The organism is Paenibacillus sp. FSL R7-0302 (assembly GCF_038006885.1).
GTDB lineage: Bacteria > Bacillota > Bacilli > Paenibacillales > Paenibacillaceae > Paenibacillus_AQ.
Genome location: NZ_JBBOWB010000001.1, coordinates 4,359,464 through 4,372,863 on the forward strand (window position 1 = coordinate 4,359,464; position 13,400 = coordinate 4,372,863).

Consider the following 13,400-nt stretch of genomic DNA (forward strand, 5'->3'; position numbering starts at 1 on the left):
TCCTTCACATTTTGCCAGTTACAACAGTCAGGTCACCCAGCTGCTGGAAGGCCATATAGACGAAGGGAAGCAGTAAATATAAGGTGAACGTTGCCTGCATCGGCAAGAACCCGAACATTTTACCCAGTGTGTTTTTCCTGCTGATTACCTTCTCATAGTGCTCCTTGCGCTGATCCATGGCGAATGCCCGCTCTGCATCCATGTCATCGAACGCCTTCTTCACCGGAATCAAATCTGCAGCAACCTGCAAGCGGTCGGCCAGACGTTCGAGAGGTACGAACCGTGCATCCTCCTTCAACCGGTCTATGGCATCCCAGCCACCGGCCTCATAATCCAGCATGCACCGCAGCAGCTGCCGCTCAAATATATAGCTGTACCGGTGCAGCCACTCTATCATTTCGTACACGCTGATATTGGGAAATTGGGATAACATCATGGAGAGGGTATTGAAGCCGTCCACCTCATTCTGCATTTCCCATTTCCGGAGCTGTGTGCGGATGAGCAGGAACAGATCGGGCACATAGAAGCCGGCAAAAGCTAGTGTAAAGGCCAGCAGAAGCTCGTACCATTTGAAATACTCCTGATGATATTGGTCTACCCGGTGAATCAATTGCTGCGCATACGCATTCTGATCCGTATTGAACTGCAAAAAATGCTTGTTCTCCGCTTTCTTCTGAATATAGATCAGCATCTCATCCGGTGTAATATCCTTTGCTATCAGTTCGCCCATTAATGATTGTTCAAAAGCATACCGTTCCTCGCTGAGCATCCTTTGCGATTCGGTCTGATTGCCGCCTGTCGTAATCTGCACATTAGGATGCAGAAGGTTATGCCTGATGTTTCCATGAATAGAGAATTGAAGCACCAGAACCAGCAGGAAAACCGCTGCTGCCGTTAAGCTTTTCTGCAGATAATACGCATGCTGGGACAACCCCGAGTTGGCATCCTTCAATCGCCGGGCAACCTTGAAATGAACGGGCTCATGCTCTGCCGGAGTAATGCGGTCTGCTGCCCGGAAGACCCATTTCCGCTTCAGCAGCCGGTTCAGCCATTTCCCTTCATCCTTGATCGCCTGGGTATCTTCATCCACACCTTTGAGAATCCGCAGCGCGATAAAAGATACAATAAAAGTGATATACAGCAGAATTAATGAGTACAGTCCCCACGCAGAATTATAGTAATTAGATACAACCGGAAACATATTCTCCGCCCAGTTACGGATCGGGTCCAGCATGAAGACTGGTGAAATCGCCACAAATACGATGCCGTACAGCAGCCGGTCAATCCGCTCCCGGCGGTTAATATCCATATGTATCTCTTCTCGGATGTTACCGAGCATGGATAAGTAAATGGAACGTTCTCCTTTATGAATATCCGCATCGCCGTATTCGCCTATCTTGTAGCTGACTCCGGCCAATTGCTTCATGTACCGGTTCGGCGCCACTTCATAATATTTCTGCAGCTCATCCTCCGGGTCTACTGCCGCGAGAATTCCGGCAATCTGCCGGGCGTGAACAGCAACCATCGGCTTAGAACGCTCCGCCGAATTCTCCAGGCTGACTTGTACCATATGCGTTTGATGATATTCATGCCGGATGTCCAGAATCATAGAGGACTGGTCATACAGCATCTGCTTCACTAACCGTCCAATGAAGAGATCACTCAGTATCCCTCCCATGTAGATGGAGACCAGCATAATGGTCACCCGGCTTACCCAAGAGGTAGTCCAGAAGAAGGACAGCAGCGAGATCAGCAGGATGCAGGCAAGGATCATGACCGTCAATGCAGCCGAACGGCTTCTGACCATGATCTCATTCCCGGCATGGATGATCGTCAGGCGTGAACGGATACGGTGCAGAAGCTTCTTCACCACCGGCAGCTCATCCAATACCGGATAGGCTTTATGTGCTTGCTCGAGCCATTTTTTCTCCTTGGTTCGTGTTGGCAGCAGTGCCTTCAGGCGTCTTTGCTCCTGATACTGTATTCCTTTTAATTTGCGCTGCACTATACTGAGCAGAATGAGCAGAATAGCCAGCAGAAGGCCCAGGGAGATCAGGACAATCAGCATTACCGTTTGCAGATTCATGCGGATTGCCCCCAATATTGTTCGATAAAGGCTTCAAAACGCTCACCCTCATCTTTATCCATATTCTTCAGCATCTCTTCCCTTTTCCGGCTGCTGATCGGTTGCTTCGCTACGTACTCCCCGGCTTCCCAGACGATAATATCTGTATAACTGTAAGCACGCCGGTCTGTCATCCGTCCGAAATATTCGGACATGGTATCCATGAATGCATCCAGCTTCTCCATGGGAGTCTCCTGGTTCTTATATTCCTGAGGATACTCGTACTGTGAGTCTGCCGGAATGATCTCGGTAATGCGCTCGATATACCGTTTGCCGGCACGCAATACCAGATGAACATTGAAGCCGAGCGCCTCAACAACCTGTACCTCGGCAATCTTCTCATTGCTGAAGGCTCCCGAAGCGACAAGACTGTTGCGCAAAGCGCTGATCAGATTCGGCAATGTTTTGCCGTGATGCGTAAAAAGAGTATATTCAGAAGCCACCTGGGCTGCCTGAATGACATAACTGACAACGCTGTGCGTGGCCGCTTCACCGACGATATTCACCGCACCATCTGTTTTCTTCTGCACATCCAGCCCATCCTGTCCGCTGACAGAAGGAGTCTCCCGGAAGGATAGAATATTTTTGCCCGGATACATTTTTCTCGCCCAGATCTCAAATGACGTCTCCTGAATCCGGATGTTCTTCGCATCAATGTATTTGATCAGCGCCTTCAGCAAGGTGGTTTTCCCGGAGCCCTGCCGGCCGGTAATTGCAGTAACCTGGTGACCCAGAATCAGGAACTCCAGCATTTCTATAGCCAGCGGTGCCCCTTCATCTTTGATCTGCTGCTCCAGCTCTACCAGAGAGTCATTGAATTTGCGGACAAAAAAAGCCCAGCTCTCCGCCATTTTGGGGCGGACCACCACAACTCTGCTTCCATCCGCCATGTCGTTAATAATGTATCCCTTGGATTCATTCAGCTGTCCCGGATTCCCGAAGCCGTAAATATTCTGACAGACCCGTTTAAGCTCCTTCTCCGATCCGAAGCTTAAGAATTCCAGATGGAGTGACTTTCCGCGGTAAAAGGTCCAGACAGCATCATAGGATTGAGGAAGGAAATGCTGCTGCTTCGTATACTCCAGAAAGTCTGTGGTCTGGACAACATCCGGCGGCATCCCGCTTGTCCCCCCGTTGACACCGTCAATATTCTGGTCCCGAAGCTCATCGATCACACCCAGACCTTTATAGATTTGGTACGCTCTCTGCACAATGACCTCAACCTTATCCTGAAAGGATAATCCCGGCTGCTCTGCGCTGTAAATGCTGCGAATTTGCTCTTCGGTGACCTTGTAGCCCCTAGAACCGTCAGGTAATCTATGCAGCGTATCCAGATTGTATTTGCCAACCATTTCATTGAAGGCATCCTGCCCATAGTCTTTCTTGAAGGTATAGAGCAGAATGTCGAAGCAGTCCTGAGAAGTGAGCCGGTTGGCATGACCGAAGGGGATTATTTTATCCGCGTTCCCTTCATCCAGCCCATAGGTCTGCAAAAGCAGATCCTTCATATAGAGCTTCACATATCTCTTCGCCGATAAATCCCCGTGCATACAAGAGCGCAGCGCCTTCTGTAATTCTCTGCGCCGTGCCTTACGGCGGTTGTATTCTTCCTCACTCGGGCTTCCTTCGTAGAGGGAAGAAGCAATAATCTCCTCGAAGGCTCTCCTCAGAAACTGCACAATTTCGTTCATATCATATTTCAATTGAACGGCAGGCGGCGCTGATTTCTTGCTTTTGCCTACCCACAAGTACAGGAATACTCCAATAGCTGCCAACACAACAATGATCAGGATGATATTAATCATTAGCAGCGTCCAATTCCATTACAGGGAATATCTCGAGGGTCTGCAGGATCAGCTTCCCCATTTGACGTGCCGCATCATTGAAGTAGACATCCTCGTTGAAGTCCAGGAACCGCTTCCTGGCTTCCCGCGTCTTGAGCAGGAACTGAATGATGCGTTGTTCGTTCAGAGCATCCATATAATTGATATGATGTGGAATGAAGCCGACCTCATTCTTATGTAATCCGTATAGCTTCAACATTTTTTCTTTATTAAATCTGGCTTTACGCTCATAAGAACCTAGACAATACAAGACTGGTTTGTTGTCCGGCACTGGAGCTCTGCCCTTCTGCGCGAAATAGGCATTGAGACTGGACTGGCTCTGATTCAGATTCACTACAATTAAATCTGCCTGCTTCATCACCATCTGAACCACCTCCGGGTCTTCACCGGTAGCAATCTCTACAAACAGCAAATCATAAAAGCGTCTATAGTCTTTAAAAATATGCGGAAGCAACAGCACCGGATCATGCTTCTCCGTACTCACCGACCCTCTAAGCAGCTCCAGGCGGTTTTTAAGAATAGATTCTGCATGATCGCGTATCCCTTCAGGAGTAAGCATCCCGCACTGCACTAACCGTTCAATCGCATCCAGCCCGCCCGAGCCGCTTACAGGCTGACCCAGTGATCTTGTCTGTGCGAAGACATACTCAAGCATGCCTTGCCCGGAATCTGTATGGGTCATCAGCACCCGGATATGATGATCCAGCGCGATGGTTGCCGCAACAGCGGCCATATTCGAGGTCGTTCTCCCCTGCCCTTGGGCAGGCCCCCAAAAAGCTATAAGCACAATGAACTACCCCCGTTTCCGTGCATATTGCCACAGCTTCTTAATCTCATGCTTTGGAATATTACAAACTTCAATCAAGAAGTCATTCACAGCTTCAGCGAAATCCTTGTCAACCTTCAGGTTCACTCTTCCATCATGAATCCAGTCAATTTTTCGGCCCGGACTGCTAATGTAGCTAATCTTTGAATGAATCACCGGATAGTAATGATCTATATACTTCAGGCCAAGCCCGCACTCTTCTTCAATAACCAGAAGTACAGCAGGTATATGCTTCTGATCAAGCAGCGCATCTACGTTCTCCATAGCGTGACGTTCATAGGTGGTGGCAAAGACAGTAACCTCATCCACCAGTCCTTCCGGGTAACCCTGATGCCAGTCGTACAGCACTATATCCGGCTTCTCAGTAACAAAGGAATCTGTGATCGTTATACCGGACACCTCTCCATCTAAATACTGATAATGCCTGTTGTTATCCGTGATGACCATGACCTCATTGTTAAAATAGTTCTTCAGCAGTATGGCTGCTGCAAGTATGAAATCATGCTTCTCACAATCTCCTGCCACAACGATATTCAAAGCTGTCACTCTCCTTCGAGCAGTTGATTCTCAGTTGCCGGTGCATCCTCCGTTAAGCCCGCTGAATTCTGATCTGTACTTGAGTCGATTGGCGCCTGATGGGTCTGATCTATAATTCCGTTCACCGATTGCGAATTATCTACCGGGGCAGCCTGCTCCTGTGCCGCTCCCTGCTCAGACTTCCGCTTGCTGACTCCGCTTCCGCTTGGTTCCTGTGCACCTATACGGATTCGGTTGCCATCGTCAATAGCCTTAAGGCGTTTATCCAGCTCTGTACGAAGCTTCTCGGCAAGTCCCCACTTGGCCTGTTCAATAATGGACGGATTACTCTTGATCACGCCCAGTACATGCAGATTGGGCACATAGTTAATCACGGGTTCAGGCTGGAGCTCCGGCTCTACATACTGCTTCATATACAGCTCTGCATTGTTAATATAAGCATCTACCAGAGCAGAATTAAGCAATTGTGCCTCTTCTTCATTGTCATTGAAGAAGGTGTACTGATTCGCCAAGTCAACGTCCTTCAGCGACTTCTTGCCCACTACTATGTAATCTTCACCGTTAGGAAATACAATCCGGATATCAACGACATCCTTCTTCGTCAGACGGAGCGGAAGCTTAATATATTCCGTCTCTTCTTTACGCTCTGACGGGTCGAGTCTCGCCTCATCACGAACCATCTCCGTCGTTACGGCCGTGCCCGGCATAACATCAATCTTGAGATATTTCCCGACAATCGCTTTGGACTCACTGATCAGATTATCGGGCGAGGAGAACTTCGGAAGCTTCTCCTGGATGACATCCTCCTCAGCAATAACTTCACCCGCCAGCTTAGGGGCCATCAGCACGTAAGCGGTCTGGGACTGATCCATGTAACGCTGCAAGACCTGATCCTTATCCAGCAGCTGCTGCTCATAAGCGGCCCGTTCATCAATCAGCTTGGCATTATAGTGGCGATAGGTTGCAAACCATACGCCCGATGTAATAACGGCAACAAGAGAACCTGAAATCATCGTGTATCGTAGAATCTTTTTGCGTTTGCGTACTGCCACTTCATGACCTCTTTTCTAAGGCTATTTCATTTTCCCCGTCATCTTTGTTGCGGCTTCTTTAGCCCTGTCAGCAGCGGCCTTTTCTTCTGCCTGAAGGGTATCCGCATATCTCAGCATATCCGTCTCCAGACTGCTAATCGCCTGCTTGAAGGTCTCCATCTTTCTGATCCAATCTGTGCAATGATTCTTGAACTCTTCCCCGCCCAGATCCACCCAATAACCCGGAAGTCCGGTTATGGCAGCGGTCATTTTATCCTTGCATTCCTGGGCAGGAGACAACAGCCGGTGACAATTGAATGCGAGCCCTCTAACCGTACCTGAATCCATATTCAGCCTCCTTATAAGTTGGTAAGGTATCCTGCTGTTGCAAATCTAGCGGCTCTGCGGAACAAACGAAAATCCAATGCCTATTAATAGTAAAGTCACAAGCAGAACAGTGCCTGCAATGGCCCAGAGCATGGTTTGCTTGCGGATGAGTTTTTTCTGGACACTCAGCAGCTTCATGACCCATTCCACAGCCGCCTTATCCGGGTATAGCGGATCTTGATGTGCAGGCATCAGCATCGCCTGCATCTCCGGGAAGTCCTTCTTCAGCATGTGCAGCACCTCCTGATGCCCATTCTCCAGCAGCAGTCTGCAACGCTTACGTTCATATGGATTCAGCGTGTTCAGTTTTTCTTTCAGCAGTTCGTATTTCCACATGGCTCCATTACCAATCAGGATAGGAATCTGCGAATTCCACCATAGCTCCATTCCGCTAGTTCCCTTACGCTCCTGATGTATATCCAGCCATAGAATAATATGGGTGAACTCACTGGCCAAGAGCTCTGAGATATCCCACGTATAACCCCTGCGATAGAAGGTAACCCCCTCATATTCAAACATGGTCGATGTGGAATCCTCTTGCTCGCCCTCAAATACAATCTGCTCCAGCGAACTGATCTCCGGCCGGTTATCTCCGCATACCAGCGGCTTCCAGCCGAGATCTGCCAGACCAGCAGCCAGCAAAAAGGCCGCAGCACCAACATCTTCTTCTCCCCCGGCACCGCAGATGCCAATCACCAGCGGCACATGGCTGCCTAGTATTCTCTCATTCCCTGCTAAGGAAGGTTGTTGCTGGCTTTCTACTGGTATAGACCGTTCCAGACTCTCTAACGTTCCAGCATCAGTTGCCGGTGCTTCAGTCCGGGCTGATGGTCTCGGCCGGGGAGTTATCCCTCCTCCGCCAGCGCCTGAGGAAGGAGCCTGCCTGACACCAGCCGGTGCCGCTGCTGTTCTTGGACTTGCAGCCGGCTGTGGACGGGCAAGCGAATCTACGGTTCTTGCAGCAGCTTGTTCAGATTCTTCCACAGGCTGAACAGGAGCAGGGGCTGCGGTTGAGCCCTTGAATGAGAACAGGCGCTTCTTTTTGCCAAGGATGCTATAATAATCTCTTGTCGTTTTTTTCTCCCTGATCCAATTCAATAGCTCCTCGCCCCGGAATTCAGTGGTGAACTGCAGATCGTGAATATTCATATTGACCATCGTCCGAATGAACTCAATATCCGTTTTCAGCGCCGGATCTAATTGAACAATCAGCCGGGTAGTTTTGAGATACTTCCGGATCAGTGTCATGAGCGAGGCAATTTCGGCTGACTTCACAGGTGTGCTAAGACCTGCTCCGCCTTCTATAATGACTATGGAAGAAGAATCTACCTCTTTACTGCTGAAGCCCCGTATAAAGCTGTGAAGTGTAGAATGTTTGCCTGAGATCACATACCCTTCATGCTCCAGTGACCGTGACAAAAGCATGATGAGATCAGGCGAGCAGACCAGATGTACGCTTTTCATATGTAACCTCCTCTATAATCCTCCCGTTCAATAGGGCCAAATCCGGATAAGCGCCCCGTCCCCCTGAATCACATCCGCCAAAACCACTTGTTGGCCAAGCTCTGTCCAATGCTCTCCCGTGCTGCTAACCTCACATTTGAATTCCCAGTCACCGGGGAGCCAGCCCGCCTGCTTCAGCCATTCAAGACATTGCCCTGCGGTCATTGATAGGGTGATATCCAAATCCATTGTTTTCTTGTGCGCTCCATTAAATATTACTGTGGTAACCGCTGTTGACATCTCCTGATCCCCCTGATCATTACACGGCTTGCAGCCATAGGCATAACTCCTCAATAGCCGCTGACAATGTTACTCTGTCTCTAGTAATTTCCTCTTCCGGTTCACGCTTCAGCACCCACATCAGCTCCTTATGAATCACTAGGTTCAGTTCACGAATGACCTGAGCTTCCTTGTCGATGCACCCAATTTCCGCCAGTGCGTATAGCGATGCTCCAGCGTGAAGAAGTCCCTCTGTCCAACGCTTAAGGTCCGGTTCATCGAAGAATGCTTGTTCAACATCCCCTTCGTCCTCCAGGCTCTGGAGCAGTGGAATCCGCTCTATAACCTGGAACATCATTTCATGCTGTGCATAGAGTTCCTGCAGGATATATGTATTGGTCTCAGACAGATGCTCCAGCTGAAACCGCTTGTTCCCCTGATGAAAATAATAGATTGTAGAAGGGATATCCCCGTTCTGTACAAGCTGGCAGAGGTAAGAAGTACTATTGGCACCTGCAGCAATACATTGATGAAGCACTTCATTTACTTTGGCAACCCCCATGAAGTCGATCTCCAGATATCCCTTCGCTTCAAGCGTTCTCATCTGGGCATTCATCAAGGCACGCTGCCTGCTCTCCGTTTCTGCTTCCAAATCTACGGCTAACCCCGGAAAACCCGTCTCCCCGGTTAATGCAGCTAAATATATAATTTCGAGAGCCTGTAATTCAAAAATCTCACGTGCCGGTTCCATCGCTTCATTCACCTGCCATCTATAAATCTGTGACCATTCTAATTTGCGTTCTGGAGCCTGCAATCAGCAGCATAGCCTCAGCCGGCTCCATCATTTGATTAAGCTCGTTATACTCCATGCTCTCCAGTAAGTGAGCGTAAGCCATATGATCGTTCAACCTTCCGCCGGTCAGCAGCGCGTTGCCGCTATTAATCATCTCTCCGGCCAGATTCGTGATCAGCTGCAGCTGGTTAAGCTCATGCACATCACTGCCAACCATGAGCAGCACGCCAAGTCCGCCGCCAAAGCGGGCAATCCGCTCCAGATGATCCAGTGAATCATTCTCCATCCGGTCGAAGGCCGACTTGAAATGCGGCATTACCATGACAAGGAGCGGATACTTGGACAAAATATAATCCGTTTCATCGAATTCTCCAGGTGTGGAGCTGTCAGCCAAAGCTTGTCGGGCATCGTTTTTTCTAAGCTGCAATTGCTCTATGAAGGAATGGGTGAGCTGCAGAAACTCCTCTGCTGTATCCATAACCGTAAGCGAGGTCATGGATTTCAGGCCAGTCCATTTCGAAATGTTGCTGTCGAATACATACAGCTCCTTGGTTATGGAATCGGCAGAGGCTTCAAACGCCTTCAGGATCGAAGGTAAGGTTAACTCTGCATCCTGCTGCCCGGTATAAGAGACTACAAAGCTGCTGATTTCCTTCAGATTGAGCTCTACCGGCAGTGTCGTAGCCTGTTCCAGTCCAAGCGGCACCAGCGTTCCCCCGGTTCCTTCCGGCCGGTTCTTCACTGCACGCTCCAGAAGCTCTGCAAGGGAAAGCTTATCCGGTATTACAGAAATCTCGGCAGGACTAGTGTCTCCTGCTACCGCCCTCATCTCTGAGCTGATCCGGCGGATGGAGGCCGCTATTTGATCATCCGAGCCGCCTTCGGCAGGCTGCGCAATATGGAATTCCAGAATCCCTTTTTCTTTTAGCAAGCCACGGCCTACGGTATTCGTTGGCTCCATTCCGTCTGTCCTTCCCAGAACGCTGGAGTAATCCAGCCTGTCAGACATTTGAAATACAAGCGACTGCTTAATATTCTGGCTAATCCGGTAAGGATAGGAGCTGACCGTATTGGCCGTAAACACAAAGTAAATTCCGTAGCCGCCCCCTTCTCGCACAAGCTTAGCCAGATCCATAACATAGTCATCGTACGCCTCTGCGAAGCCTGTGAAATTATCCAGCATAATAACGATATAAGGGACCTTTTCTCCAGTTGCGTTACAGTAGGAGACCAGATTGCTGATGCCAAGCTGAGAAAATTTACGTTTACGCTCATTGAGTTGGGCGAGCAGCCAGCTAATCAGCTTCCCGAGCTTTTGTTCATCCTCCGGATAAATGACATCCCCTAAATGCGGAAGCTCATGATAGACGCCCAAGGTTCTTGTGCCGAAATCCAGAATATAAAAATTTACATACCCAGGATCATATTTCATGGCAAGCGACATGATCATGGTCTTTAGCAAAGTCGTCTTCCCGCTGCTTGGCGCTCCATAGACCAGCAAATGTCCATTAAGATTAAAATTAATCTCCAGATTGTACTGCTCCTGATCTGAGGGGTTGTCTACCCGCCCAACGCTTGCCACCAGCTGGTCCCTTGGCTCCTGCCACTGTACCCCATTCCATATCCGTTCCTGATCAAGCACTTCCGACAGCGCCAAAGTCTCCGGAAGCGGAGGAAGCCACAGCTGGAAGGCCTCTCCAATGGATTCCTTTGCTGAAAGTTCGGCAATGTGTTGAACTACAGCCTGCAGTTCACTTAACGCCAAGTCATTGTCACCCTGTTGCTGCTTCGGAAGCAGCGCTCTGCGCTCTCCGCTTAATGAAACGATGTCCAGCTTGGGCAGCCCCTCACCTTCAGCTTCACCTGTATGGTAAGGCGCCCCGCTCCAGGAAGACTGGAACAAGGTGAATAGCTCATTATTGCCCACCTGCAGATAGCCGCGGCCCTTTTCTTTGATCTCGGCAGCCTCCGGACGTTTCAGCATCTCATTACTGTCAGAGGGAGTCTGCACCTTCAGGCACAGCTTGAATCTGGAGTTACTCCAGATTTGATCGTCCACCACTCCGGATGGCTTCTGAGTTGCCAATATTAAGTGAATACCCAAGCTTCTTCCGACCCGCGCCGCACTGACCAGCTCCTTCATGAACTCCGGCTGATCCGATTTCAGCTCTGCGAACTCATCAACCACGATGATTAAATGCGGCAGGGGAAGCCGAGCTTCCTTATTGCGGTAAAGAACAATATAGCTGTCAATACTGGTCACACCGGCTTCACTGAAGAGTCTCTGCCTGCGCATCAGCTCGCTTTTGATGGAGGCCAGCGCCCGGTTAATCTGATTGCCGCCCAGGTTGGTGATCGTTCCCACCAGATGCGGAAGTCCCGTGAAGGCATTGGCCATCCCGCCACCCTTATAGTCAATCAGCACAAACGCAATTTCATGCGGATGATAATTCACCGCCAGACCGAGCAGCAGAGATTGAAGCAGCTCACTTTTCCCTGATCCGGTTGTACCGGCTACCAGTCCATGGGGACCATAGCTTTTCTCATGCATGTCGAAGACAAGGGACTTTCCGCCTGCACCCAGCCCAAGGGGAGTGGACAGCGTACGGTTGGCCTGGTTTTTGGACCAGCGTTCCAGTACCTTCAGTTCCCCGACCTGCCGGGCCTCAAAGCTCTCCAGAAAAGTAACCATAGGCGGAATGTAGCTGTTATTCTGTGCGGCCTTAATGCGGAGCGGTGCCAAAGACCGGGCGAAATACTCTGCTTGAGTGTTATCCATGGAATCTGTTGTGAAAAAATCAGCCAAATGGCCCAGCAGATTATGAGTATCCTTACGGACCAGTCCCTGCCCGTCCTTAATCTCCAGAATGACCTGGCAATTCAGCGGCAAAGCAACGTCGATTTTCTCCGATATAAAAATACTTGTCATTCCAAGCATCGAATCACCTGACAGCAAGTATTTCATCATTTCCGTACTGTCCCACAGTTCAGGAGCAAAAACCAAAAAAACATAATGCGGTGTCTGCAAATTCTGCAGGCCGTAGCTTCCTTTGTTACTGTCTTCCCTCTTCCTGAGGTCCGCAAGCAGTTCATCGGCAATCGCAGAAGCCTCGTAGGCTGTCGTGGCCAGAGTTCTTTGGCTCCAGTCCTTATTCCAGGTATGCGGCAGCCATTTCAGCCACTCCCAGTGCTCCAGATCTTCGGGCTGCATGACACACACTATTCTTAAATCATCGTATCCCTGGTGTGTGGTGAGATGAACGATTGCAGCATTCAGGAAATTGCGAACCTCCGGCCGTTTACCGTATAACCCGAGCGTGCTGATACTGCTTAGCGGGATATAGACCGGGATATCTTTTACGTAATACATCTCCTCGCAGATCTTACTGGCAATCTCTTCGAGCGGATTCTCATCATCTATAGCCTTGGTAGTCGGGGTGTATGTAGGTACGAGAGAGATCGGCTGAACCCCGACACCAATCCGTATGTGTAAAAAATCGTCCTCAATAGCTGTTCTCTCCCAGAGCTGTTTACTCCGGCTGCGGGCGATTTCTGTACAGCTTTGAATACTTGGATGAATATATGTATGGGCCTCTCGCTGCATACTGGCAGCACCCTGCAGATCATTGCGGACCTGGAATAAGTAGCTGAGATATTTCTTTTCTAATTTCTTGTTGTGCTCCTGGTGCTTGTTCACACTGGCTCTATAATTCATGATCGAGACCATAACCGTGAGCGCCGTCATCCCCATCGTGGAGACAAGCATAATATAGGACCGGGTCAGGGTTGACATAAAAATAGATATGATCAGCATTCCCAGCGGCGGAACGATAATCGTTAACCAAGAGAAGGACGGTTTCTCCGAAGGCCTGGCGGGATCTTCCAGCTCCAGCACTCCTGCCGGGTAGTTTGGTTTAATCCGGGGGGTTCTTTGGACCTGATTGGTTGTCATTTCTTGAATGTTCATTTTTTCATCACCACTGGATAGGAATTTTGGATTACGAAGAAGATAATTTAATTTTTAAACAATTATTGTATATTTTCATTAAATTGGGACATGCTTTATTTTTTATCGGATCATCAAGTGAATAGTTTATATTTTACATAACATTTTCTGCTAAAATAGTTCATTGAT

The 13,400-nt window shown here is 49.3% G+C and carries 10 protein-coding genes; all 10 read right to left on the reverse strand.

The features are described from left to right. Positions 1-4 precede the first annotated feature (4 nt). Genes MKY96_RS18960 through essC form a run of 10 tightly spaced genes read right to left on the reverse strand, consistent with a single transcriptional unit; the run spans position 5 to position 13,232 of the window. Complete coding sequence (locus MKY96_RS18960; RefSeq protein ID WP_340942360.1) at positions 5-2,086, reverse strand: hypothetical protein; 2,082 nt, start codon at positions 2,084-2,086, stop codon at positions 5-7. Continuing rightward, complete coding sequence (locus MKY96_RS18965; protein WP_340942361.1) at positions 2,083-3,930, reverse strand: ATPase, T2SS/T4P/T4SS family; 1,848 nt, start codon at positions 3,928-3,930, stop codon at positions 2,083-2,085. The genes MKY96_RS18960 and MKY96_RS18965 overlap by 4 nt, the downstream gene beginning before the upstream one ends. Further along, positions 3,923-4,756 carry a hypothetical protein gene (locus MKY96_RS18970; protein ID WP_340942362.1) on the reverse strand — a complete coding sequence of 278 codons (834 nt, stop codon included), beginning with the start codon at positions 4,754-4,756 and terminating at the stop codon, positions 3,923-3,925. Before MKY96_RS18970 ends, MKY96_RS18965 begins: the two co-directional genes overlap by 8 nt. 6 nt (positions 4,757-4,762) lie before the next feature. Beyond that, a complete protein-coding gene (locus tag MKY96_RS18975; RefSeq protein ID WP_340942364.1) occupies positions 4,763-5,332 on the reverse strand; it encodes a hypothetical protein in 570 nt (189 codons plus the stop codon). 5 nt (positions 5,333-5,337) lie between these two features. After that, positions 5,338-6,384 carry an SAF domain-containing protein gene (locus tag MKY96_RS18980; RefSeq protein ID WP_340942366.1) on the reverse strand — a complete coding sequence of 349 codons (1,047 nt, stop codon included), beginning with the start codon at positions 6,382-6,384 and terminating at the stop codon, positions 5,338-5,340. A gap of 21 nt (positions 6,385-6,405) precedes the next feature. Next, the gene (locus tag MKY96_RS18985; RefSeq protein ID WP_340942368.1) at positions 6,406-6,711 is read right to left on the reverse strand and encodes a hypothetical protein; all 306 of its coding nucleotides are present in this window, start codon (positions 6,709-6,711) and stop codon (positions 6,406-6,408) included. A 45-nt stretch (positions 6,712-6,756) separates the two neighbouring features. Beyond that, entirely contained in the window at positions 6,757-8,214 is a 1,458-nt protein-coding gene (locus MKY96_RS18990; protein ID WP_340942369.1) for a hypothetical protein, read from the reverse strand. A gap of 27 nt (positions 8,215-8,241) precedes the next feature. Continuing rightward, positions 8,242-8,493: a hypothetical protein gene (locus tag MKY96_RS18995; RefSeq protein WP_340942370.1), complete on the reverse strand. Its 252-nt coding sequence runs from the start codon at positions 8,491-8,493 to the stop codon at positions 8,242-8,244. A 19-nt stretch (positions 8,494-8,512) separates the two neighbouring features. Next, complete coding sequence (locus MKY96_RS19000) at positions 8,513-9,223, reverse strand: hypothetical protein (RefSeq protein WP_340942371.1); 711 nt, start codon at positions 9,221-9,223, stop codon at positions 8,513-8,515. Positions 9,224-9,242: 19 nt separating this feature from the next. After that, on the reverse strand, positions 9,243-13,232 hold the full coding sequence (gene essC, locus MKY96_RS19005) for a type VII secretion protein EssC (RefSeq protein WP_340942373.1): 3,990 nt from the start codon (positions 13,230-13,232) through the stop codon (positions 9,243-9,245). Positions 13,233-13,400: the final 168 nt, after the last annotated feature.

Excerpts from the sequence above, each read along its gene's own strand:
- MKY96_RS18960 (WP_340942360.1), bottom strand. The coding sequence starts at position 2,086 with ATGAATCTGCAAACGGTAATGCTGATTGTCCTGATCTCCCTGGGCCTT.
- MKY96_RS18965 (WP_340942361.1), bottom strand. The coding sequence starts at position 3,930 with ATGATTAATATCATCCTGATCATTGTTGTGTTGGCAGCTATTGGAGTA.
- MKY96_RS18985 (WP_340942368.1), bottom strand. The coding sequence starts at position 6,711 with ATGGATTCAGGTACGGTTAGAGGGCTCGCATTCAATTGTCACCGGCTG.
- MKY96_RS18990 (WP_340942369.1), bottom strand. The coding sequence starts at position 8,214 with ATGAAAAGCGTACATCTGGTCTGCTCGCCTGATCTCATCATGCTTTTG.
- MKY96_RS18995 (WP_340942370.1), bottom strand. The coding sequence starts at position 8,493 with ATGTCAACAGCGGTTACCACAGTAATATTTAATGGAGCGCACAAGAAA.
- MKY96_RS19000 (WP_340942371.1), bottom strand. The coding sequence starts at position 9,223 with ATGGAACCGGCACGTGAGATTTTTGAATTACAGGCTCTCGAAATTATA.
- essC (WP_340942373.1), bottom strand. The coding sequence starts at position 13,232 with ATGAACATTCAAGAAATGACAACCAATCAGGTCCAAAGAACCCCCCGG.